The organism is Psychrobacter cibarius (genome assembly GCF_904845955.1).
Lineage (GTDB): Bacteria > Pseudomonadota > Gammaproteobacteria > Pseudomonadales > Moraxellaceae > Psychrobacter > Psychrobacter cibarius_B.
Genome location: NZ_CAJGYX010000002.1, coordinates 278337 through 303210, shown reverse-complemented (window position 1 = coordinate 303210; position 24874 = coordinate 278337). Strand labels below are relative to the sequence as shown.

At 42.8% G+C, this 24874-nt stretch carries 22 protein-coding genes and 1 pseudogene; 11 read left to right on the top strand and 12 right to left on the bottom strand.

Annotated features, from left to right (window positions below; all coding sequences use genetic code 11):
- Both JMV76_RS04730 and ybaK read right to left on the bottom strand, forming a co-directional pair.
- On the bottom strand, positions 1–375 hold the full coding sequence (locus JMV76_RS04730) for a 5-carboxymethyl-2-hydroxymuconate Delta-isomerase (RefSeq protein WP_201501817.1): 375 nt from the start codon (positions 373–375) through the stop codon (positions 1–3).
- Positions 376–482: 107 nt separating this feature from the next.
- Entirely contained in the window at positions 483–971 is a 489-nt protein-coding gene (gene ybaK, locus JMV76_RS04725) for a Cys-tRNA(Pro) deacylase (RefSeq protein WP_201501816.1), read from the bottom strand.
- Positions 972–1229: 258 nt separating this feature from the next.
- On the opposite strand from ybaK, the gene plsB reads away from it, so the two are divergent.
- A complete protein-coding gene (gene plsB, locus JMV76_RS04720; RefSeq protein WP_201501815.1) occupies positions 1230–4013 on the top strand; it encodes a glycerol-3-phosphate 1-O-acyltransferase PlsB in 2784 nt (927 codons plus the stop codon).
- Between the two features lie 161 nt (positions 4014–4174).
- Here plsB and ettA read toward each other — a convergent pair whose 3' ends face one another.
- Positions 4175–5836, bottom strand: a complete 1662-nt coding sequence (ettA, locus tag JMV76_RS04715) for an energy-dependent translational throttle protein EttA (RefSeq protein WP_045443195.1) — start codon at positions 5834–5836, stop codon at positions 4175–4177.
- 437 nt (positions 5837–6273) lie between these two features.
- Here ettA and JMV76_RS04710 point away from each other — a divergent pair, with 437 nt between their 5' ends.
- The 5 genes and pseudogenes from JMV76_RS04710 to JMV76_RS04690 all read left to right on the top strand — a co-directional run bounded on the left by JMV76_RS04710 (position 6274) and on the right by JMV76_RS04690 (position 10911).
- Entirely contained in the window at positions 6274–7497 is a 1224-nt protein-coding gene (locus JMV76_RS04710) for a flavin reductase family protein (RefSeq protein WP_201501814.1), read from the top strand.
- A gap of 150 nt (positions 7498–7647) precedes the next feature.
- Positions 7648–8997, top strand: coding sequence for a fatty acid desaturase family protein (locus JMV76_RS04705; protein ID WP_201501813.1), 1350 nt, complete (start codon positions 7648–7650; stop codon positions 8995–8997).
- A 231-nt stretch (positions 8998–9228) separates the two neighbouring features.
- Positions 9229–9892, top strand: a pseudogene (locus tag JMV76_RS04700) (IS1595 family transposase).
- A gap of 56 nt (positions 9893–9948) precedes the next feature.
- Positions 9949–10242 (top strand): GNAT family N-acetyltransferase, encoded by a 294-nt coding sequence (locus tag JMV76_RS04695; RefSeq protein WP_045456426.1) that lies wholly within the window; start codon positions 9949–9951, stop codon positions 10240–10242.
- A gap of 375 nt (positions 10243–10617) precedes the next feature.
- Entirely contained in the window at positions 10618–10911 is a 294-nt protein-coding gene (locus JMV76_RS04690; protein WP_055123632.1) for a 4a-hydroxytetrahydrobiopterin dehydratase, read from the top strand.
- A 121-nt stretch (positions 10912–11032) separates the two neighbouring features.
- Here the strand turns inward: JMV76_RS04690 and JMV76_RS04685 are convergent, their stop codons facing one another.
- The 4 genes from JMV76_RS04685 to JMV76_RS04670 all read right to left on the bottom strand — a co-directional run bounded on the left by JMV76_RS04685 (position 11033) and on the right by JMV76_RS04670 (position 12327).
- Complete coding sequence (locus JMV76_RS04685) at positions 11033–11188, bottom strand: DUF1328 domain-containing protein (protein WP_021814049.1); 156 nt, start codon at positions 11186–11188, stop codon at positions 11033–11035.
- 304 nt (positions 11189–11492) lie between these two features.
- Positions 11493–11807, bottom strand: a complete 315-nt coding sequence (locus tag JMV76_RS04680) for a transposase (RefSeq protein WP_201502072.1) — start codon at positions 11805–11807, stop codon at positions 11493–11495.
- Entirely contained in the window at positions 11732–11965 is a 234-nt protein-coding gene (locus JMV76_RS04675; RefSeq protein ID WP_201501812.1) for a hypothetical protein, read from the bottom strand. Before JMV76_RS04675 ends, JMV76_RS04680 begins: the two co-directional genes overlap by 76 nt.
- A 59-nt stretch (positions 11966–12024) precedes the next feature.
- A complete protein-coding gene (locus JMV76_RS04670; protein ID WP_201501811.1) occupies positions 12025–12327 on the bottom strand; it encodes an IS630 transposase-related protein in 303 nt (100 codons plus the stop codon).
- 278 nt (positions 12328–12605) lie between these two features.
- Between JMV76_RS04670 and JMV76_RS04665 the strand changes: the two genes are divergently transcribed.
- From JMV76_RS04665 to JMV76_RS04655, 3 genes are all read left to right on the top strand, one after another.
- Entirely contained in the window at positions 12606–13898 is a 1293-nt protein-coding gene (locus JMV76_RS04665; RefSeq protein ID WP_201501810.1) for a saccharopine dehydrogenase family protein, read from the top strand.
- Positions 13899–14372: 474 nt separating this feature from the next.
- Positions 14373–15212: a hypothetical protein gene (locus JMV76_RS04660; protein ID WP_201501809.1), complete on the top strand. Its 840-nt coding sequence runs from the start codon at positions 14373–14375 to the stop codon at positions 15210–15212.
- Positions 15213–15681: 469 nt separating this feature from the next.
- The gene (locus JMV76_RS04655; RefSeq protein ID WP_201501808.1) at positions 15682–16077 is read left to right on the top strand and encodes a hypothetical protein; all 396 of its coding nucleotides are present in this window, start codon (positions 15682–15684) and stop codon (positions 16075–16077) included.
- Positions 16078–16239: 162 nt separating this feature from the next.
- Here the strand turns inward: JMV76_RS04655 and JMV76_RS04650 are convergent, their stop codons facing one another.
- Positions 16240–18789 carry a Tex family protein gene (locus tag JMV76_RS04650; protein WP_201501807.1) on the bottom strand — a complete coding sequence of 850 codons (2550 nt, stop codon included), beginning with the start codon at positions 18787–18789 and terminating at the stop codon, positions 16240–16242.
- A gap of 510 nt (positions 18790–19299) precedes the next feature.
- Here JMV76_RS04650 and ompR point away from each other — a divergent pair.
- Entirely contained in the window at positions 19300–20058 is a 759-nt protein-coding gene (ompR, locus tag JMV76_RS04645) for an osmolarity response regulator transcription factor OmpR (protein ID WP_055123637.1), read from the top strand.
- A gap of 122 nt (positions 20059–20180) precedes the next feature.
- Positions 20181–21434, top strand: coding sequence for a CobW family GTP-binding protein (locus JMV76_RS04640; protein ID WP_201502071.1), 1254 nt, complete (start codon positions 20181–20183; stop codon positions 21432–21434).
- 62 nt (positions 21435–21496) lie between these two features.
- Here the strand turns inward: JMV76_RS04640 and JMV76_RS04635 are convergent, their stop codons facing one another.
- The 4 genes from JMV76_RS04635 to ubiG all read right to left on the bottom strand — a co-directional run bounded on the left by JMV76_RS04635 (position 21497) and on the right by ubiG (position 24486).
- Positions 21497–21763: a DksA/TraR family C4-type zinc finger protein gene (locus JMV76_RS04635; RefSeq protein ID WP_045443167.1), complete on the bottom strand. Its 267-nt coding sequence runs from the start codon at positions 21761–21763 to the stop codon at positions 21497–21499.
- Positions 21764–21924: 161 nt separating this feature from the next.
- Entirely contained in the window at positions 21925–22761 is an 837-nt protein-coding gene (locus JMV76_RS04630) for a YciK family oxidoreductase (protein ID WP_055123640.1), read from the bottom strand.
- Positions 22762–22860: 99 nt separating this feature from the next.
- The gene (locus tag JMV76_RS04625) at positions 22861–23571 is read right to left on the bottom strand and encodes an HAD family hydrolase (protein WP_045443161.1); all 711 of its coding nucleotides are present in this window, start codon (positions 23569–23571) and stop codon (positions 22861–22863) included.
- 75 nt (positions 23572–23646) lie between these two features.
- Positions 23647–24486: a bifunctional 2-polyprenyl-6-hydroxyphenol methylase/3-demethylubiquinol 3-O-methyltransferase UbiG gene (gene ubiG, locus JMV76_RS04620; RefSeq protein WP_201501806.1), complete on the bottom strand. Its 840-nt coding sequence runs from the start codon at positions 24484–24486 to the stop codon at positions 23647–23649.
- Positions 24487–24874 lie beyond the last annotated feature (388 nt).

Below are 24874 nucleotides of genomic sequence, written 5' to 3'. Positions count from 1 at the left end.
TTAGCTACCCAGCATTTTTTTATGATACACCGTGCTAATTTCTTCAACTTCCACACATATCTGTAAGGCTGCTCGCCCTGATTGCTCTGCGCCTATCTCCTGCTCTATCGCCGTTACCAGCAGCCCTGCTAGCTGATTACGAATAACCTTGTCACGACCAGTCATTAGTTTTAGATGCGCATAAATAAAGCCATACGCCTGCTCATCATCTTCAACGCCTACCAAAAATGTCTCAATGGGCACGATCCGTGCTTTAATATCAGTCAGCGTGCCAAAGTGCCCACTGTCCCATAACGCTTTATTTAACGCTTTAAGCAATGATTCTTCATGAGCAATACTGACATTGGGCGTCATTTGAATGGTTAGATGTGGCATGAATATGTCCTTATAAAATATGAGTGAGGGAGTAAAATATTAGCCATCGTTTCAGGCTTGATTGAACAGCCCATCAGCGGCAACGATTTTTAGTCATCAGTAACTTTTTAGTCATCAATAATAGTACTAAAGCAAGCAGCAAGGGTCTCAGCTAATTGTGCTGGTGGCAGCTCAATTTCTAAACCACGGCGACCACCGCTGACATAAATCGTTGTCTGCTCTGCAGCCGAGCTGTCTATGATAGTCGGCAAGCGCTTTTTTTGTCCCAATGGGCTGACGCCACCTAGCACATAGCCCGTACTACGCTCTACCTGCTTAGGATCTGCCATTTGCACTTTTTTGCAGGTCAGCAACTTATTCGAAGATAGCGCCTTAGCCATTTTTTTAAAGTTTAACGTTTTATCCACGGGTAAGATAGCAACGGCAAGCGTACCAGTCTCTGTCGACACCACCAAGGTTTTGAAGACTTGTGACACATCCACGCCTAGCTTTTCTGCCGCCTCTAAGCCAAAAGAGGCGGCATTACTGTCATGGACATAGTCGTGTAATTGATAGTTCAGAGCGCGTTGTTTGGCAAGATTAATCGCTGGTGTCATAATATTTCAGCTTATATCAATGATATTAATGGGTAGATTTAAACATAATTACTCTATAGTGACTCTTGGTTGTCGCCGAACTATTATTGCGCTAAATACATTAACTTTCAATTATTTGAGCTTATTAAGAGCGACTTAACTCACTATATAGTAACCAGACCGTATTAATATTAGCAGTATATACAGACACTATATATCGCTTTGATGGCTTTTATGGCATCATAAGCGCAACATATTTGACTATTTTTGATACTGATTATGATACCGAAGTTCTTAAAAAAACGGATTTTTAAAGCGCCAGTCACAACCGACAACGCTTCTAATACTGACGTCAATCCAATCGCCCCCAAGCCTTATTCCAATGCGCCGATTAATCAAATTTATCGCAAGCTATCGGGGCAGCTACTCGATGTCGCTGTCAAACCTAAGCTGTTGGGTGAATTACCTGAGTTCGATACAGACGATCAAACGCTAAGATTTTATGTGTTGCAAGATTATTCGCGCTCCAACAGTATTTTGATTGACCTGCAGACGCAAGAGCACAATTTACCACCAGCATTGGTTGGGGTACATGATGCCGCCCATAATATCAAAGAAAACGCAGCCATCATATTTTTGAACCATCCAAGCGCCAAAGACAGTCAGCTATCGCCGCGCCTGTCACGTTTGGTGTCTGCTGTATTGCAACATCCAGAGCTAAAAGTACGTTTGGTGCCCGTCTCTATTTTATGGGGACGCGCCCCAGAAAAAGAGGATTCCCTGTTTAAACTGCTGACCGCTGACAACTGGCAAGACCCTAGCATCACCAAGCAGCTCTTTAATATCGGAGTAATGGGACGTGACACCTTTGTACAGTTCCATCCACCTCAAGATCTACGTACCCTTATCAATGATAGCCTTAAAGGTGATGAAGAAGGGTTTTCTATTTTTGATTCGCTAGCTACTGATTCAAAAGAGAACTTTATAAAAGAAGGTGATGTAAAGGATAGCAATTTAGACATCACGAGTAGCGTGGGCGATGCTGACGAAGCACCAAACTATGCTTTGGTAGCGACCGCTGACAGCAATCGTGAACTGGTACGTATACTACAGCAGCGGCTTACGGTTTATTTAGACAAGCAGCGTGCCAGTATGCTCGGTCCTGATTTATCAGACAGACGCAACTTAGTAGACAAGCTGGTGTATTCCCCAGCTATCAAACATGCGATAGAGGCAGAAGCAGTAGAATCTGGTATCAGTGTACGTGAAGCCCGTGTCTTGGCTAAAGGTTACGCCAATGAGATGGTCAATGACTATTCACATTCCATCGTGCGCGGTTTTTATAAGTTTTTAACGTGGTTATGGACGCAACTCTATGATGGCGTAGAAGTCCATCATTTCGAGCGCGTACGTGAGCTTGCGACTGACTATGAGCTGGTTTATGTGCCTTGTCATCGTAGCCATGTCGATTATCTATTGCTATCTTACGTCATCTACAAGCGCGGTCTGAGCATTCCTTATGTCGCTGCTGGTGACAACCTAGATGTACCCGTATTAGGGCCTTTATTACGCGGCGCGGTTGCCTTTTATATACGTCGTAGCTTTCGTGGCAATGCACTTTATACTGCCGTCCTCCGCGAATATATGCACACCCTTATTACGCGTAACACACCGATTGAATACTTTATCGAGGGTGGTCGCTCGCGTTCAGGACGTTTATTACCACCGAAGATGGGCATGCTAGCAATGACAGTGCACAGTCAATTACGTCATTCTGAGAAGCCAGTGGTTTTCATTCCGACTTATATCGGTTATGAGCGTATTATGGAAGGTGGCACCTATGTTGGTGAGCTAAAAGGCAAGCCAAAAGAATCTGAATCTTTACTAGGCTTACTCAAGGTTGGTCGTAAAATTGAGCGTATCTTTGGTAATGTACATCTAAGCTTTGGCACACCGCTGCATCTTAGCGACTTTATGACAAAATTCGATGTGCCAGCCAATAGCTTGCCAACGGATCGCACCGATACCCCGCTCGATGATAAAGCCAGCGCGATGGTCGATAACATCGGCGTCAAAATCATGCAGCACATCAATAAGGCGGCGGTTGTGACGCCCGTTTCGTTATTATCATTGGTATTATTATCAGCGCCTAAAGCGGCTTTAGATGAAGAAATCTGCCGTGAGCAAATTGCTCTCTATCAAGGTCTTGCTCAGCAGTTGTCCTACTCAGATGATACCGTTATTACAGATATGAGTCCGCAGCAAATTATTGATTATGGTATCAAGCTAAAGCTCATTGAACGTACGCCGCATATTTTAGGTGACATCATTCAGATTGCCGGCAAGCAAGCGGCATTGCTCAGCTATTTCCGTAATAACATCCTGCATGTGTTTATTTTACTGTCTTTCTTATCAGCATTAGTGGCGCGGAACGGTCGTATCGAGCGTAGTCGTTTGGACAATATTGCTAAGCAACTCTATCCATTTTTACAAAGCGAGCTGTTCTTATATTACCCAGCACATGGCTTAGCTGATACCTTAAACAAAAAAGTCGACAGCTTACTCTCGCATGGTCTAATTGTAGAATTGAGCGATGGCGTACTCAGCGTCCCTGAGTCAAACAGCAAATGCTATCAGCAGCTGCAAGTGCTAGCGACGCCTGTCGGACAGAGCCTTGAGCGTTACTTTATGACGCTTGCCCTACTCGCCCAGCAAGGCTCAGGCAATCTAACCGAAAGCGAAGTCGTTGATCTGTGTCATCTGCTGGGTCAGCGCTTATCTGTACTATATGCAGATGATATTCCTGATTTCTTTGACCGCGCCTTATTCACCAGCTTCATCAGTGCCTTGACTCGTCTTGATTACTTGCAAAAAGATGATGAAACTGGCGTATTGACCTTCGATCATCGTATCAATGATATTGCTCGTCATGCTAAGTACGTGCTAACGCCTGACATGATGCAGATTTTGCAGCAAGTCGCCAGCTTAGATGAAGAAGAAATTACTCATGCGATTACTGAGATTAGTAATAAAAAGCAGCGTAAATTTGGGCGTAAGCGTTAATTTGTAACCAGCTACAATATTTAATGAGCTAAACTGAATATATCGAGCAAAAAAAGACCTCTAATTGATTAGAGGTCTTTTTTTATCTTCAAATTTAAAATTTCTAAGTAGCGGTTTTTTTAACAACTATCTTTTAAGTAACTACCTTTTAAACAACAGTCCTAGGTCGAAATCTTTTTATATTTCATGCGCTTAGGAGTGGCAGCATCACCCATCGTCTTTTTGCGATAGGTTTCAAACTCAGAATAGTTACCATCGAACCAAACTGGGCCTTCATCTTCGAACGCTAAGATATGAGTCGCGATACGGTCAAGGAACCAGCGATCATGCGAGACGACCATGACCGTACCTGGGAAGACCTGAATCGCATCTTCTAGCGCACGTAAGGTTTCAATGTCCAAATCGTTTGAAGGTTCATCAAGGAGCAAGACGTTGGCGCCCTGCTTCAATGTCTTAGCAAGCTGCAAGCGGTTACGCTCACCACCTGACAATTGACCGACGTGCTTTTGCTGATCTGAGCCTTTGAAGTTAAAGCGACCGATATAAGCGCGGCTTGGCGTGGTGTAATCGCCAACCGTAATAATATCAAGACCGTCAGACACTTCTTCCCAAACGGTTTTGCTGTCATCTAAGTTGTCACGTACCTGACCAACATAGGCAACTTTAACACTTTCGCCCAAATCGACTGAACCGGTATCTGGCGTATCACGTTCGGTAATCATATTAAATAGCGTGGTTTTACCCGCACCATTTGGTCCGATGATACCGACGATCGCACCAGCTGGCACGTTAAAGCTTAAGTTTTCATAAAGCAGACGATCACCAAATGATTTGGAGATGTTATTCACTTCAATGACTTTATTACCTAAACGTGGACCGGGCGGAATATAAATCTCAGCTGTCTCATTGCGCTGCTGGAACTCTGTTGAGTTCAGCTCTTCAAAGCGCTGTACACGAGATTTAGACTTGGCTTGTTGACCTTTTTGGTTTTTGCGAATCCAATCTAGCTCTTTTTTCAGTGCTTTAGCAAATGATTCTTCTTGCTTATTCTGCTGCTCTAAACGCGTGTTCTTTTGCTCGAGCCACTCAGTATAGTTGCCTTCATACGGATAACCATGGCCACGATCTAGCTCCAAAATCCACTGAGCGACGTTGTCTAGGAAATATCTATCATGGGTAATGGCAACGATTGTACCGCTGTAGTTCTGTAAGAACTGCTCTAGCCATGCAACAGATTCGGCGTCTAAATGGTTGGTTGGTTCGTCAAGTAACAGCATATCAGGGCGTGACAATAGCAAACGACATAGTGCCACACGGCGTTTTTCACCACCAGACAGCTTACTCACATCCGCATCCCAAGGTGGCAGACGTAGGGCATCAGCCGCTTTTTCTAACTGAGTATTTAAGTTATGGGCATCCCACGCTTGAATAATGTCTTCCATCTTGCCTTGTTCTTCAGCAAGCTTATCAAAGTCAGCATCGGGTTCAGCGTATTCTGCGTAAATGGCATCTAAACGTGCGAGCGCATCTAAGGCTTCACGCATACCGTCTTCGACGTTACCACGCACGTCTTTGCTGTCGTCAAGCTGTGGTTCCTGCGGCAAATAACCAATTTTGGTGCCAGTTTGCGCGCGCGCTTCGCCACTAAATTCTGTATCCACGCCCGCCATAATGCGTAGCAAGGTTGATTTACCTGAACCATTGATACCCAAGACACCAATTTTGGCACCTGGGAAAAATGATAAGTTTATGTTCTTTAAGATTTCACGCTTAGGCGGAACAAGTTTTGACACGTTGTTCATCGTGTAAATATATTGAGCCATTAACACTCCGATAGACTGCATAAAAGAGGCAAGCGAATCATACTTAGCAATGATGCCAAGCGTGCTGCACCTCAAAATCAGGGTTACAAATTATAAGCCATTATCGCATTGTGGCGCATACCCTGCAAGCCAACAGATTGTTTTAACGATTGTTTTACGGCTTTTATCACAGAGTGCTCAGCTTTCTAGCTAAAAGCGGTAACGAAACCTACTATCGAACCGTTTCGCTTAACATTCTGACTTATAACTGTTTTATAAAGACCACAAAAAATAGCATCAAAACTTTCGCAAATTTAATCAATAGCCGTTAGCATGTTAGGATAGCTTAACAAATTCAAGCGACCTGACCTAAGTGATATCCGCTAAATCGGCGCACAGGTGAACACAATATTTATGACGTCAATCATTTTGATAATATTAACAAAGGTATTGATAATATGACCAACGGCTATCGCCCTGAAATGATTCAACATGCATTTATCGATTTTATTGGATCACACTTACAGCCGCTTTGGTCTTTCACTGTCCCAAAGCTGCGCCTTGTTGCGCGGTATACCCTTAGCGATGACTTAATAGCGCTCAAATTTGAGACCAATCATGCTTTTCGACGGCAATTAGTGGGTTCGCAACGTGGTTGGCAGGGTGGGCAACATCTTAACTTAAACGTTCTTATTGAGGACGTGTATCATCAGCGCAGCTATTCATTATTAGGTTTGGCGCACCAACCGCTCTGGTGGCACGACGTTACTACTGGCAACAGTATTAATAGTGGCGATAGCAAAAAGCAACCACCTTATCTTGCGATTACCATTGCTATTAAGCCACAAGGCTTGGTTTCGGATTACTTAACCAAACATATGGCACTTGGCAGTGTCATCAACAGTAGTGTCCCCAGTGGCTCTTTCACTTTGGCACAAGCATCTATAACGGTACAGAAAAAATCAGCTGCCGAAAAACCTACTTATTTACTATTTATCGCGGGTGGCAGCGGTATTACGCCCATGTTAGGGCTCATCACGCAAGCACTGGACAACGGACATCAGGTGACGTTGCTATATTACAGTCGCACTGAAATGCTCGCGTTCAAAAACCAATGGCAACAACTGAGCACAGCGTATCCAGCTTTCACCTATCATCTGGTCAATACCGAGAAATCTGATACTTATTTGGCTGGCAAGCGACACTTGAGCGTAGACAGTTTGTTGGCATTGAACTTACCGCTGGCAGATACGCAAATATTTGCATGCGGGTCACAGGCTCTGTTGACTGGCTTATATAGAGCAGCGGCGAAGGTAACCTTACCCCACAATAAAAACCTGCGCGATAATATCATTGTAGAAAACTTTGGTCATGCGTTGCCTGATTTCAACTTTGATAACGAACAAGCGCTCGATAGAAAAAAACACGCAGCACAACATACTGTTTATTTACGGGCGAGGCAACGGCAGTTTGACAGTAGCACGACATTATTGAATGCCGCAGAAAACGCAGGAATTCGCTTAGCGCATGGTTGTAGACAGGGTATCTGCCAGTTGTGTCGCTGCAATAAAGTCAGCGGTGTGGTCAAAAATATTCACACAGGAAAAATAAGCAGTGATGGTTATGAATCTATTCAAACTTGCATCAACATTGCCATGACTGATGTGGTACTGGATATTTAGCAACACGGTGATAAAAATAAATGCTCATAACGGCTCATAAGATAGAAACACAGCCTGCTGTTACCTTATAGCCTACGGTAAAAAACTTAAACAACTTATTAAACCGAACCCAGTACCGACTCTCCGTACCATTTCGGTTAAGGATTATTTATGCGCTTGCTACCACCCGTCACTACTGCACAATCTGCTGTACCAGTTTTGACCCCACTAACTGATGCAAAACAGCAGAAAGCAAAGCAGTTGACTCGCTACCCAACGTTGACAGGAGCGCCCTTACCAAAGGCGCAATCTGATGCCCTCGCTCATGAATCAAATATGCTTTACCGAAGCGTGATGGATTCGTTAGGTAGTGAGGAGGCACGATACATTAAACGAGTGTATGCCGCGGTAGTCTATAGTGAAATGACAGCACGTGGCTTACTGGCAGCGGCTGGATGCATGCAGTCAAAACGTAAAATTGTCGCGACTTGGTTATTGGGTACCTCACTACTGAGTCTCAGCAAAATCCTAAATAATATGGAACTTGGGCATAATGTCATGCATGGTCAGTATGACTGGATGCAGCACCCGTATCTCAATAGCCAAAATTTTGATTGGGACATTGTCTGTCCTGCCCCCTTGTGGCAACACTCTCATAATTACTTGCATCATACTTTTACCAATATCGTTGGTCGTGACCACGACGTTGGCTATCACTTAATTCGCGTGACTGATGAGCAACCTTGGACGCCAAGCGACCGCCATAATATGTTTAAAACAGCGATATTGGCTCTAGGTTTTGAGTGGGCTGTCGCCTTTCATGATATTCAAATCAGTGTCGACGAATACGCGGACTCCCCTGATCGACACCAAACCATGCAACAGAAATCTCGCGCATTATTTGCCAAAATCGCCCGGCAAGTGGGCAAAGATCATATTGTGCTACCCACGTTAGCAGGGCTGACATTAGGTCGAGGTAGTGCTATGACGACACTGAGCGGTAATGTTACTGCCAATATCGCTCGTAATCTGTGGACATGGGCGGTAATATTCTGTGGACACTTTACCGAACAAGCCCATATCTATACCCATCTCGATGCCGATGAGACTAAAGGCGACTGGTATGTGCGTCAAATTCTTGGCTCCAGCAATATTCAAGGCAGTAAGCTGTTTCATATTTTGACGGGTAATTTATCGCATCAAATCGAGCATCATATTTTCCCTGATATGCCAGCCAGTCACTATGCTCGTATCGCACCACAATTACAGGTGATCTGTCGCAAGTACAATCTACCCTACAATACTGGGCGCTTTAGTACACAATTCCGGCAAATGCTGGGACGTATCCGCCACTTTAGCAAGCCAAGTGCTGAAGAATGGCAGTCTTATTTACACTCACAAACTACGTCAATCGCTGAAACAAATCATGCCGTAACAGAAAGACCAAAAGAGCTGCCCGCTATACGTGGATTAGGTAAATATCTTCCCCCTGTCATGCGCCAAGCCTTATTTTATGCTTGATGTACAGCTCATATGGAGATCACTGGTAGACCCCTTTAGTCTTAACATTTACTCTATCGACTCTTACGCTAAAGAACTATAAATGTGAATCGAAAGGACTCATACTTTAGTGAACAATCTATTTGGTCATTCAAGCTCTTTTCATTTAAAAATACGCTTGATCCATACTAAAAAAAACCAATAATATTTAAGGGGCTGTCCTAGATAAGTAAAATAATCTAGGATAGTCATATGAGAAAGAGTAGATTAAGTTGGTACAAACAAACCAGACTCATTGAACTATTTATTGCCGATTCTACCGCAAGAACAGCATCAAGCTTAGTGGGTGTTAATAAAACAACAGCTAGCTATTACTTTCACAGGCTAAGACTATTGATTTATGAAAATAGTCAGGAACCTGGCCTTCTAGAAGGCGAAATAGAAGTTGATGAGAGCTACTTTGGCGGCAGGCGCAAAGGCAAACGTGGTCGCGGTGCTGGTAACAAAGTGCCTGTGTTTGGACTGCTTAAGCGTACTGCTAGCATCTACGCTTGTATTATCCCTAATACCAGAGCCGATACCTTAATCCCTATATATAAGAGAGAAAGTAGAGCCTGATAGTATTGTTCACACTGACTCCTTTAGAAGTTACAACGCACTTGATATCAGTGAGTTCACCCATTACCGTATCAATCATTCAAAAGAGTTTGCACAAGACAGAAACCATATCAACGGAATAGAGAACTTTTGGAGCCAAGCCAAGCGACATATGCGTAAATATAATGGCATCCCAAAAGAGCATTTCCATCTGTTTTTGAAGGAATGTGAGTGGCGTTTTAACTACAGCGAACCAAAACGTCAATTATATCAGCTAAAACAATGGGTTAAACAATGGGTTAAACAAGAACTGAACTAGTTATCTAGGACAGCCCCATATTTAACGATAATAATCAATAATAACGGAGAATATCCATGAAAAATCAAAACTCTGAACAAAACCTAACCATTACCCATGATGAACAAGCTAAACGCTTTGAAACCTCTATTGACGGTTATACTGGCTATATTAGCTATCAAGAGCGTGACGATACATTAGTTTATGATCATACTATCGTACCTCAGGAGCTAGGCGGGCGCGGTATTGGCTCAGCATTGGTCAAGCATGCCCTCAACTATGCTCGTGAACAGAATAAAAAAGTGATACCACAGTGCTCATTTGTCTCGTCATATATCAGCAAACATCCTGATTACCAAGACTTGCTATAGTCCACTCCTTAGCAATAAGCCGTAGAAAATGTAGCATGCTAATAAGCACCACGATTTCTTTAGAAATATTTTAAGCATTTATTATGGTTCAGCTTGTCTAATAAAATTGAAGCGTTAATACCTTACTACCCTCCTATTTATTTGCTATCTGCCCTCGTATATTTATCTTCGAATATATAGCAAGATAGCAAATATAGGCGGATTTTCTGGCCTATAATGGCAATAGAACAAAAGGTCTTTACAGTGACGTAATAGCGTTAATGATATAACTGAAAAATAGAATTGATATTTCGTACAATAGCTTTGACAGCTACAATGTAGTGCCTGATATAGTTTTTAATAAACCAAACCAACATAATAATAAAGGTGATTAATATGAGTAGTTTATCTGATAAGCAAGTAAATTTGCAGCTGGAAGAATTGCCCGGTTGGCAGCGCGAGGGCAATGCTATCGTAAAAACATATCACTTTAGCGATTTCATCGAAGCCATAAGCTTTATGAATCAAGCAGCGTTCCATGCCGAAGCGCTCGAGCATCATCCCGAATGGCGCAACACGTATAACGTGGTAGAGGTGCGCTTAACTACTGGCGATACTGGCGGTATTACCAGCCATGATATTCGTCTGGCGAAACGGATGGAACACATAGTCCAGCCGAAACGTTTATAGTGATGTGTTTGTTTTTATAATGTTTATAAAAATCCTTTATTAGTAAATACATTATTAAATACCAAAAAAAAGTCCTCAATTGAGGACTTTTTTTTGGTATTTAATAATCTACAGGTATTAATTACATCTTGCGGCTTACAAATGCCACAATAAATAAAATGACAGCGACTGCTAAGAAAATATATGCCAAATTAGCAGACAATCCTGCGACACCGCCAAAACCCAATAAACTTGCTAACAGTGCGATCACGGCAAAAATAATAGCCCAGCGAAACATAACCTTCTCCTTAAAAATTATTATTAGAAAACCAGATATTTAGATTGATGCAATGGACAATTATTAATAAGACATAACTACTATTATTAATGAGTACCTTGCTCTCTCTAAAACTCCTTTTTCTTTACTTTTTGTTTTTTTAATACTTATTAGTTTTTCAACCATTATTACTGCTTACGACCATAGATTAGCAATATTTATCTTTAGAAAACGTTCATTTTGGTAATGATATCGGTAGGTTATGTAACCTTTGTAGCAAATCTTAACATCGAACCTTTTTTTCATCTCTTTATGGGAGTTATAGTCAATCCACAATAAAACTGGAACAACCCATATCATAAAATAGTTTAGGTAGATTATTCTCCATCCAACCTTGGCGTAGAAACTTTGCTTGCGCCCATTTCTTTTCGATAGGATTTAGATCAGGACTGTAGGGTGGTAAGAATAGAAGCCTGTGACCGTACCTATTCAGCAGTCTTTGAACTCGTTTGTGAAAGCTGGCGTTATCCATAACAATTACACATTTGGTTCTAAGACTTGGGATTAGGGTGTATTTACACCAGTCGTAGAATATATCGCCATTAATATTTTTATCAAAGTAATCAAGCGCAAACAGCATCTTTTCATATAAAGCACCGATGACGTTGGTACGCTTTTTGCTTGCCAGTTGTAGCGATCAATGCAAGGTTTTCCTATTGGTGTATAGCCGTAAGGGCGAATAGTTTCAGCTTCAAAGCCGCTTTCATCCATATAAATAATGGGATAGCCTTGCTTCATAAAATGATCAAGCTTACTTTGATACGCCGCTCTTTTGATCGGACATGCTTTTGGATGTTCTAAGGTCTTTTTTGACTGATGCCAAGACGCTTTAAGGCCGACTCAATGCCTGACTTACTGCAACCTAAACGCTGTGCTCGCTCGTACATATAATCGTCTGGATACTGCTTAACATCTTTCAGTAATGCTTCATTTGATATTTTAGTCGGTGCTTTATTTCTAGTCGTTTTAGGAACTAAGCTCTGCTGCCAGCTGTGAATAGAGCTTGTGCTAAGCTCGTAAAAAGCAGCAGCTTCTCGAATGGTCATGCCGTCTTTAATGCTACGCAGTACTTGTTTGCGAAAGTCGATTGAATAGGTCATCGTTTATTTCACTAAATGAATTGATTATAAACATTGTATCGGTTTTATCTAAGATTAACTATATGTGTATAGATGGTTAGTTATTACTTAGCCGTCAACATTTCCATCATATAATCTGCTATAAACAGTAACTTACAAGTCATTTTTACTGGTCAAAAATACTTTAATATATCTGCCTGATTGCTATCAAAAAATTAGACTTCAAAATCTGACTGTTAAATGGCAACAAATTTTAAACGTCACACAACTCATCAAAATAGCTATTAAGGATAATAAATATGGATACCAATACCAATACGGATACCTCGAACAATACACGACAGCGCAGCGATGAAAAGCGCCCTTACGCGGTCGTCTTATATGGTGCAACCAGCTTTGTTGGTCAAATTACAGCACACTATTTAACAGAGTTTCTATCTAATACTAAAGACAAAGATGGCGCCGATGTCACGTGGGCGATTGCTGGGCGTGATGAAGCAAAACTGAACGAATTGCAATCTAAACTTGGCAGCACTGTCGATATTATTCTTGCTAATAGTGACGATGCGGACAGCCTTGATGAGATGACCAAACAAACCCAAGTCATCATTTCAACCGTCGGTCCTTATCTCAAATACGGTGAGCCGTTGATCAAATCTTGTACCACTCATGGGACAGATTATGTCGACCTTACCGGTGAAGCCATTTTCATCAAAGACATGATGGACAAGTATCAGGACGCGGCAAAGCAAAGCGGCGCTCGTATTGTCAACTCGTGTGGCTTTGATTCTATTCCATCGGATTTGGGCGTCTACTTTACCCAAACCCAAGCAGAAGAGAAATTTGGTCGCGCTTGTGATGTGATTCATATGCGTGTCAAAGCGGCGAAAGGCGGTCTATCAGGTGGCACCATTGCCTCGATGGCGACTATTTTTGAAGAAGTTGGAAAGGACAAGTCACGTCGTAAGCAGGTAGCAAATCCTTATCTACTCAATGATGACAAAGATGCGCCAAACGTGCGCCAAGCTAATGTCAGTAAGCCAGAATACGATAGTGAGCACAAACGCTGGCTTGCGCCTTTTGTCATGGCCAGTATCAATACCCGTATCGTGCATCGCACCAACCAATTGCTTGGCTATGAATATGGTCGTGACTTTAAATATGACGAAGCAATGTGGATGCAAGATGGTGTGAAAGGTCAATTATCAAGCTATGCAATGAGCGCAGGCTTGTTTGGATTTGCTACTGCTATGATGGTCAAACCGAGCCGTGAATTATTAGCTAAGCACGTGCTACCCAAGTCAGGTTCTGGTCCGTCTGCAGAAGAGCAAGCAAACGGCTACTTTGACATTCGCCTCTTTGGGGAAACAGCTAATAAAAACACCATCAATACGAAAGTAACGGGTGATAAAGATCCAGGTTACGGCAGTACCTCGCGTATGCTAGCGCAAGCAGCGTTATGCTTAGCACAAGATATCAGCAAAGAAGAAGTTGGTGGTGGTTTTTGGACGCCAGCCTCTGCCATGGGTAATCATCTACTAGCACGTTTAGAAGAGCATGCGGGTCTTAGTTTTGAAGTTGTCGATTCGTAAGATTACCCATTTATAAATCGAAGCAATCTACCTCTTAACATCTAATTAATGACCGTATCTTAGCAACGAGATACGGTTTTTTATTGCCTATTTTTCCTCATTATTCAGATTTAAATCTTTTGAGCGATTGTTAATAAATAATAATAACGTGATTCTTTGGTAAACGATATTGGCACTTCTTGCCTTTTTAATACATTAAGCTACACATTTCTAGAGTAATGTCACAGCCATATTGCAGTGAATGACGTAGGATAAAAAAGGTTAGGCAATTTTTTACCTCATATTTTTTTATCCCATATTGTATAGCAGCTTTGAGAGGAGTAATTGGCTCATTAAAATTTCATTGCGGCTTTAAACGCGTCAGAGTAATTTTCTAGTGCAATAAAAATCATATTAATAAAAATTAAGTTTTACTTGTTTATCATAAATTTGTAATAAATCAATAGACCCTCATCTAATTAAAAGGACATAACAATGAAAATAAATATATTGACCGCTGCCGTGATAACATCCAGTCTTGCTATGTTTGCAAGCTCTGCTAACGCTGCTATGACTACCGATAGCCACGGTAATGTTGGCTATGACAGTTATGAGGAGTGTGTCACCGCTGTCAAAGACGGTTCGGCCAAATTTTATACCCCTTATACTTATCAAAACCCAAAGCGCCAAGCAGCTGAAGCGACTGTCAAAAAAATGCGCTTGTCTGAAGTAATGATTCCTCAAACAGTGGTCAATGCAAACAACTTAACAGCCAGTGATTACTCAGCAGGTGCTTGTGATTTAGGGGTTGGGCAGTCAAATGGTCGCTATGGTGTTTCGGGAGCATTGGTTGGAAAATACGTCCCTATCGCCGCTGATATGCCTGTCAACGTCTATATGGATAAGGCTGGCAATCCAGTACGCTTAAGCATGCAGCAGTGCGATAACCACTTCGGTGCCAAGTTTCCAACGCCTATTATGAGCGAAACAAAAGAAGCTACAGCACCAGAAGCACAACTCGCGATTATCGAAGATCGCCGTGTAGAGCCTGTCATCGTTGAAACCACACGTGTTATCCGCCCTACTAAATATAGTGTCAAAGAAGTCATCATCGTACCGAAAGATCAAATCAAGCGAGTAAACACAGCGTCAGGTACAGCCATTGCTATCGAAGACGAGGCTAACCGTACTGTAATCGTTGGTGAAGAAGCAGATGCGGATGTCATCGAAAATACTGAAATCAATCAAACCTTCCCAGTCATTCGTGTTCCTAGTAGCAGCACTCAACAACGCGTCATTGATCCAAACACTGGCAAGTATATCGTTATTGAATAAGACTTTAATGAAATACAGACGAACGAGATTCGTTGAGACATCATTGGTAAAAGAATTAGAGATGGGAAAATTAGAGATGGGAAAGTAGAAAATAATGCTATTTTCCTATCTGACAATAACCATACAATAGTTGCACAAAGTCACCTGCTAACATCCGTCTGTTAGAATTTTAATCTATGGACTACTGAACTAACGCTTGTTTAATTGGTATTCTCCCCTTTAGATTTTTATCACTGATTTAGGTCAGCTTATAAAGCTCTTTATCCAAATCCATCATGATAGTCTCTTAATGGTTATCATGATTTTATTTTGTCTATCAATTAAATGTTAGATATATTAAATATATAGATTTGAATTACTAAATGAATGTGTAATATGCAACTGCTGTATACAGCAGTTAGCAACATAAGCGTCAAGTTTGAAATTTTTTAAGCTGACATTATAAGATTGTAAATTAAGGAATTGATTAATGAAAAAAAGTACTCTATCTTTATCGCTACTGATTGGCGCTGCGCTCACTATCCCAAGTTTGGCGATGGCAGCACCTGCTGATATTGCGGCAGTAGATGTGCAAGCAGCGGCTACCGCCACCACACTTGAGATGGAAGTTGACAATACAAATAATGCCTCAGCAGACAATCAATCTAGCCCATTTCAGATTAGTGAGACACAGATTATCTCAAGAGCAAACGTTAACAACAGTGCTGAGCAACAGCCGATGACTACTGAGCTTCAAGCGGAGCGAGAAGCAATGGCTGCCGAACAAGAGGTGATTCAAGATTCTGAAGAAGCGATGCAAGAAGAAGACTCGTTAGACACACAAGAAGAATTACAAGAAGCTGAAGAAGCCACAGAAGAATTATAGAATACGATACAAATCCCGCTGTTAGCTGAAATCATTGAAAAGAGGTTATTCAGCGAGTTAGGTTTGAGCAGTTATCAGTGTTCATTAACAATTTCTATCTTTAGATACATTCCATAAAAAAGGCAGCCTAATGGCTGCCTTTTTTATCACTATTAACATTAACTATTTTTTGGTTTTAGTCACGCCAGCTTCCTGTAACAGCGCCCCAAGCGTACCCATTTTGCTAGGTGCTTCTGCTTTATCAGCCCTTGGCGCTTTGCTACGATCGTTATTAGCATTGTCTTTATCCTGACGATTACCGCGAGATTTCGACGGGCGCTTATCAGTCGCTGGACGGCTACTGTTTGGGCGTTTGCTATTTGTATGATCGCTACGTGGACGACTGACTTTCTCATCATTACCAGTACTTTCAGCCGATTTCGCTGCTGGGCGCGCAGGCTTTTCAGATTCTGGCTTCATACTAAAGCCAATACGACCACGTTTTTCATCGATAGAGATGACACGTACCGAAACAATATCGCCAGGCTTGACGCGGTTCATCGGATCAGCGACAAAGTCATTGGCCATTTGTGAGATATGTACCAAACCATCCTGATGGACGCCAACATCAACGAAGCAACCAAAGGCTGTCACATTGGTCACCACGCCTTCAAGCTGCATGCCCTCACTCAAGTCTTTAATACTGTTAACGTCTTCACGGAAGTTAGCAGTCTTAAACTCAGGACGTGGGTCGCGTGCTGGTTTGGCTAGCTCATCGATGATAGCAGTTACACTAATATTGTCATCATTAGCAGCCAATGCAGTAGTATCGATCGTATTTAGTACGCCGTCATTACCGATGACTTCTGGCAATGCTTTACCAGTTTGTGCCAATAAGCTATCGACCAGCGCATAGCTTTCTGGATGCACACCAGTGGCATCAAGAGGATTACTACCACCATGGATACGCAAGAAGCCTGCTGCTTGCTCAAAGGTCTTAGCGCCTAAGCGTGGAACGTTTTTTAATGATTCACGACTTTCAAAAGCACCATGCTCTTTACGATAGGTCACGATTTGCTGCGCGACGTTTTTATTCAAACCAGCGATATGTGTCAAGATAGCAGGGCTTGCAGTATTTACATCAACGCCAACCGCATTTACGCTATCTTGCGTGACTTTATCAAGACTATCTGCCAATTGCGTTTGGTTGACATCATGCTGATATTGACCAACGCCAATGGCTTTTGGATCAACCTTGACCAATTCTGATAAAGGGTCTTGCAAGCGACGGGCGATAGAAACCGCACCGCGTACAGAAACGTCTAAATTACCAAGCTCATCAGTGGCAAGCTCACTGGCTGAATAAACAGACGCACCTGACTCATTGACGATAACTGATTTGGCTTGTAATTCAGAGTTGGCAGCCAAAATTTCTTTAATCATCGCATCTGTTTCGCGGCTCGCCGTACCATTACCGATAGCCACCAAATCAACGTTGTAAGTACTTAATAATTCATCGATGACTTTTTTGGCTTCATCCATTTTATTATCAGGGGCAAATGGATAAACGGTTGCGACGACAGGCTTGTCTTCACTGTCTAACATAACGTGACCTTGAGCATCGACGATGGCCATTTTTACGCCATGACGAATGCCAGGATCAACACCTAAAATCACTTTACGACCGGCAGGCGCTGACATTAATAAGTGCTGTAAATTATTAGCAAACACGTCAATCGCGTCAGCTTCAGCGGTCAGACGTTTTTCTGTCAATAAACGGTGTTCAATATGCGGACGCCATTTGTCTTTCCACAAACTCGTCGCCGCTTCTGTCAAAAACTCTTGACGCTCGGCTGGAGCTTTTGTATCAACGTCAAAATGCTTAATAATTTTTTCGATAAAGGGTGCGTCTTCGCCTTCTATTTTGAGGCCTAAGACGTTTTCTTGACGACCACGTAGCATCGCTAATAAACGATGATTCGGCAGACGCGCAAGGCTTTCACTATGCTCGAAGTAATCTTTGAATTTCTCGCCGACTTCGCGTTTTTCCTCACTGGCAACGGCAGATACGATACTGGCCGTCTTGGCAAAGCCACTGCGCAAGTTGTCTAGCAAAGCCAAAGCCTGTGTCCATTCATCAACGATGATGGCTTGTACACCAGCAAGTTGCTTGGTGATATCGCTAAAATCAACTTCGATCTCATTACCACTATCATCGGTAATGCTAGATTGTACTTGATAGTCTGCTAGCGCATCGGTCGGCGTGATTTCTTGCGTCAAGACGGCTTGCGCTGCCACATCAAGACCAGCAGCACGTGCTTTGGCGGCAGGAGAGCGGCGACGCGGGCGGTATGGCAAGTAAATATCTTCAAGCTCAAGTTTCGACGTCGCATTATCGATACGCGTCTGTAGCTCGTCAGTCAAATTGCCCTGCGTGCTGAGCAGCTCGGTAATTTTGAGGCGACGGGTTGCCATATCGCGCTCATAATTGAGCGACTTCTCTAAAGCTCGCAATTGCGCATCGTCAAGATTCTGCGTCTTTTCTTTACGGTAACGGGCAATAAACGGAACGGTCGCGCCTTCATCGTAAAGTTTGACAAACGCATTGACTTGAGCAGTCTTAATGCCAAGCGCGCGAGCAAGCTTGTCGTGAATATTCGCGTGTGTGGTTGCATCCAAAACCTGTGCATTTGTCGAGGTTTGAGATGGCGTTAAGGTATCAGTGCTACTCATAGACGTATCAATCGTTGAGAAATGTAGTTTTGCATTATAGCAAAAGCTGCATGAATAAAAATCCTTTTTATCTTTTCGTTATTTATCGCTAGTTTTATGACGAAAATCGTCTCATATCATAGGTTCTGTCGCTTTGTTAAACAAACGCATACAGCATTTGTCCTGATGGGTGATGCAATTAGTGGTGCAATCTTATACACTAAAGTATCGAAGGCGCAAATATTGGTACGTGCTGACGCATTTAACAATAGTATTCAAATTTATGATGGATTGAGACGGACCTTTACTTTTGAACACTCATTGAATAAAGACAGTTTTTTTGCTCAGGTTTTTTTGTATAGTCGATTCAAGATAATTTAGCGATGAGGAAAGCACGTTAAAATACTATAAATAGTAGACTCAACGAGCCTGACACCGTATTTTTTTTATATCATTTTGATGATATAACCTTTAGCCTTGACTGTTAACGATAATTTCTACTAATAATAATTTTTATAAGAGGATGCCTGTATGTCTGAAAATAACAGCCCTGATACCTTAACTCAACGAATTTTAGTCGTTGATGACGATGCACGCTTGCGCTCTTTATTACAGCGCTTTCTAGAAGACGACGGTTTTGTCGTCCGTACCGCTCATGATGGTAGCCAAATGGACAAACTGTTACAGCGTGAGCTTTTCTCGTTGGTGGTACTCGATTTGATGCTGCCAGGCGAAGACGGCATCAGTATCTGTAAGCGTCTACGCGAAGACAATGGCGACATTCCTATCATCATGCTGACAGCTAAAGGTGGTGATGCCGATCGTATCGCTGGTCTAGAAGCGGGCGCAGATGATTATCTGCCAAAACCATTTAACCCAAAAGAGCTGTTGGCTCGTATCAAAGCGGTATTACGTCGTCAAAATCGCGAGCTGCCTGGCGCACCAAGCCATCAGCTTGAAGTGGTTGAGTTTGGACCGTGGACGCTTGATTTATCGACACGTACGCTTAAACGTGACGGCAACGTTGTCACTTTAACGACAGGTGAGTTTTCGGTGCTAAAAGCACTGGTGCAGCATCCACGTGAGCCATTAACCCGTGACAAACTGATGAACCTTGCGCGTGGTCGTGAATGGGGTGCGATGGAGCGTTCTATCGACGTACAGGTATCACGTTTGCGTCGTTTGATTGAAGACAACCCTTCACAAGCGCGTTACATCCAAACCGTTTGGGGTGTAGGCTATGTATTCGTTCCTGACGAAGCTGAAGTAGAAACCGTTAAAAGTGAGTAACTTTTGACTATGTGTGTCCTCATTTCGAAAATTCCGATTATCGATTGAATTGAGAACACACGCTAACATCATTTCCTTTTAATATAGGCCGTGTTTGATTACTCACAAATACGGCCTATATGATGAGTGTCTCTGTGAAAAAACCTATTATTTTTCAAAACATACCCTGCACCTTGGTGACAGGGTTTTTGGGTGCTGGCAAGACCACAGTGATTAATCAGCTGCTTGCTATCAAACCTGCCGATGAGCGCTGGGCATTACTAATCAATGAGTTTGGTCGTATCGGTATTGATGGTGCGCTGCTGGCAAGCGCGCAAGATAGTAAGCCTGAGCAAGATAATATTGCTATACGCGAAGTCAGTGGTGGCTGTATTTGTTGTACCAGTCAGCTGCCATTACAAATTGCTATCAGTCGGCTACTTAGTGAGCATCATCCACAGCGGTTGCTCATCGAACCCACAGGGCTTGCTCATCCACGTGAGCTTATCATGCAGCTCAGTGCACCGCATTGGCAAACAGCGCTCAATATGCAGGCAGTAATAACGGTACTGAGTGGCGTGCAATGGCAACAAGATAAATATCGTCATCACGACGGTTTTCAAGCGCATGTCCGTGATGCCGATGTGTTAGTCATTAATCGCTATGCTCGATTGAGCGATAGCGAAAAGCAAGCACTGCAACAATGGATAGCCAAGCTCAATGCACAGGTAAAAATTATTTGGGCAGCATCTGAGCAGATCTCTCATGATACAAACGACTCATCCAATATTCTTTTATCAGAATCAAGCGTGTCAGAGTTGAAAACTCAGCTAACCAAGCCCAGTCAGGTTATCTCTAAACAACGTACAGTCAATATTGTTCACCCTCAAAAATCGACTACTAGCTTGCAACCGCAGAGTAATGCCCTATCGATATCGACCACCTTGTCATCCGACGCTTTTACAAACAAAGATGATTCGCAGACCGACACAGATATTGAGCTACCTTATCGTTATCATGAAAAACAGCAAGAGTTACAGTTGGCGGGTTGGCGACTGCCAGCGCACTACATATTAAAAGCGGATGAGTTACAGAGTTGGTTATTAACGCTACCGAACTGGCAACGTATCAAAGGTGTGGTGCATACGTCTGATGGCTGGCTACAAATCAATTTTACCCCTGACAGCTTAACCACCAGTACGGTCAGCGCACAAGTTGATAGTCGGCTAGAGATTATATTACAGTTGGAGGCAAATGCTAATAACGACAACGATACAGCGGTAGAAAGCGACCGCTCAGAAGAACAAGATAGGACAGCATTTTTATCTTCTATAGAGACGCTACCTTCTATCGATTGGGATACCTGCGACCGTAAACTAATGGCACTGGTTATATAGTAATAGACAAAAAAAGGGCAGACATTGCTGTTCGATATAGCAATGTCTGCCCTTTTTCTTTTTTAACGTAATTGACTGTCTTTACTACCTCGCCGGTTGAACAACTCAGCGGCTCTCGCCTCTTGTTCAAGTTCTGTCTGACAGCTGACGCAATGCTGAATACCAGGCACTGCTAACCGCCGTGCTTCTGGAATAGGCTTGCCGCATTCATCACACATCTCGGCACTGATGCCAGTTGGCAACGCACGTCTTGCCCGCTCTAATGCATCATTTACCGTTGCATCCATTTGCTCATGCTCAGCACCATCTCTTGACCAACCACCTGCCATAATTCTATCCTATTTACGATAATCAGATATTACAAATCGCTTTAATAACAAATAGATGGGGTTGTTTATAATTAATTGCAACCTACTAGAGCATGCCTCAATCTGAAAGTATGCGAATAAATGCGCTAAGTAATGACATTTCCTAGCAAAAAATCACATGACTAATCTTTTGGCTGTAGCTCGACCACTTGCCCGCGTACCCCGATACTGGCATCACTCATCAGACAAACATAGCCTGCCATGATATCTTCAGGCGTTTTTAAGCTCATAGGACTCTCTCCTGGATAAGCATGGGCGCGCATATTGGTACGAGTGCCACCAGGATTGACACAGTTAAAACGTAAATTAGTCGTATTCTGCGTCTCTTGGGTAAAGATATCACTCATACCTTCTACGGCTTGCTTGGACAGCGCATAAGCACCCCAGAACGCGCGAGGATGTGTACCGACCGTGCTAGAGGTGAAAACAATAGAACCATTCTCAGCATCTTTAAGTAGTGGTAGCAGTGCTTGGGTGAGCATAAAAGTCGAGGTAAAGTTCACCTTCATAACTTGTGCAAAAGTATCGACGTCATACATCTCAAGTGGGGTTAGCTGCCCAAGCATGCCCGCATTGTGCAAGATACCATCGAGCTGACCGACTTCTTTATTAATCAACCCCTCTAACTGCTGCATCTCAGCATAGGTTGCCCCTTCTAGATTCATCGGTAGCATGGCAGGCTGTTTGCCGCCAAGACTTTCAATCTCATCATAAACATATTCAAGCTTGCTGCTGGTACGTCCCAATAACAGGACTGTCGCTCCATAGCGAGCATAAGTCAGCGCGGCAACGCGGCCGATACCATCACCTGCACCTGTGACCAAAATAGTCTTACCGTCTAAACAATTATCAGATGGTACAAAGTTGCGAATATCGTTATGAGTTAAAGGTTGAGTTAGACTTTGAACGGTTTTTTGGTGGTCTTGCTGACTAGCTGACTGGTTAATATTGTCACTCATGGCATTGCTCACTGCTTATCGTTTAATAGTTGGGATGCTAAGTATTTATCGTATTTCTTTAAAAACATAGAGTGTGGCGGACTCGATTTATAATTTGATTTATAAATAGTCAAATTTACCAGATGAGAGCAACAGTTTATTTAATTGCTCAGGCGTATCAGTAATATAATCTGCACCCCATTTCTTTAGGTTTTTTTGATCTTCAGGCGGGATATAACCGTAGGCTGCCAAAATTGTTGGCATACCAGCCGCGTTGCCAGCTTCAATGTCACGTATATGATCGCCAACATAAATCACGCTTTCAGCGGCGCCGCGAGGGATACCAAGCTTCTCTAACGCCGCATACATAGGCTCTGGGTCAGGCTTTGAGCGAGACACATCATCAGGACAGACCAAAGCAGAACAGCGCCCGTCTAACTGCATCTTGTCTAGTAACTTCTCTGCCAGATAACGCGGCTTGTTGGTCACAATACCCCATGGCACCCCTTTTTCTTCAAGAGCAGTCAACACGTCTTCTAATTCAGCGAACACACAACTATCGACGCATATCTCAGCTTCATAATCATCTAAAAACTGTTGGCGAAACTCCTGCAAAGCTTCTTCGCTAACCTCAATTTGATCGTTATGACGTAGCATCAACTGTACCATCGCTGAGGCACCAGCAGAAACTTGCTCGCGAATTTCTGTTTCAGGCGGTGCTTGCCAATCATTTTCGCGGCTCATTTTACCGATAATACGGACAAAGTCAGCAGCCGTATCGATTAATGTCCCATCGAGATCAAATAAAACCGCTTTTACAAATTGGCTCATAGTGAATGCTCTTAATATAGATAAGGTGTTGAGTGAAATAGTATGGCATGAAAACAACCAAATACGGCATTCAGCTTAAGCCAGTGGCTTGTGTACTGCCATCATGTAATTAACATCGACATTTTGAGCCAGCCAATAACGCTTGGTCAGCGGATTATAATGCAAGCCAATGATATCTTGACGTGTGAATCCCGCATCAATTGCTATTTTATCTAATTCGGCTGGCGTGATAAATTTGGCGTAGTCATGAGTGCCGCGATCGAGCAAGCGCAATACATATTCTGCCCCAACGATGGCAAATAGGTATGATTTAGGGTTTCGATTGATCGTCGATAGCACGCAAACACCGCCTGGTGCCAATAACTCAAAACACGCCTGCACAATCGAGCTGGGGTCAGGCACATGTTCGAGCATCTCCATACAAGTCACTACATCAAACTGACCTGCATGAGTTTTGGCCAATTCTTCTACTGGGATATGCTGATAGCGCAGCGTCTCATGTAAAGCGCTTTGCTCTGCATGCAGCGCTGCCGCTTTTAGGTTTTCGGTACCCAAATCAATCCCTGTCACATCCGCACCGCGACGTGCCATAGACTCTGACAATATACCGCCGCCACAGCCGACATCGAGCACTTTTTTTCCAGCCAAGCCGGTTTCAGCCGTTTTATGAATATCTGTATCAGCACTGTCATTTTGATAACTGCGCTTGACGTTTTCTTCTATCCAATTTAGACGCAGTGGATTTATTTCATGCAAAGTCGCAAATGCACCCGTCTTACTCCACCATTCGCTTGCCAACTTATTAAACTTGTCGACTTCGCTAGGATCTACATTAATGGCGGTAGCCGTTGTATCATCAAGACCGCTGTTTGCTTGCTCATTCAAAGAAGGCGAGGAAGATAGAGCTGAGCTCATTGCATTTTTCCTTTATTGTCATTATCGTTGTAATCATATACAGTGCACAATTATGTGCCTAATATTAGCATGAGAGCGGCAGCTTTGTCGTGAGTACATCGTCACCGATTGTGAATGCTCTTAGCAAACGTTCATACTTTCTGTACCGTTTTTTTAGAGGATAGATGCTTCAAACAGCTTCAAACCTAAATAATAAAACGCTAAAAAAATTCCAAAAAATGCGGTGAAATAAGCCTTGAATAATGGCTCACAGCTTTACAACCATTAGTTAAGAATCGGATTCACAAGCGACCATGTTTTACGTTATTATAGTCGATACGTCACTATAGTTCGATTATACTCGACACTGTCTCGTTTGGGCACTTTAAAAACCTGTGCGCTATACCCA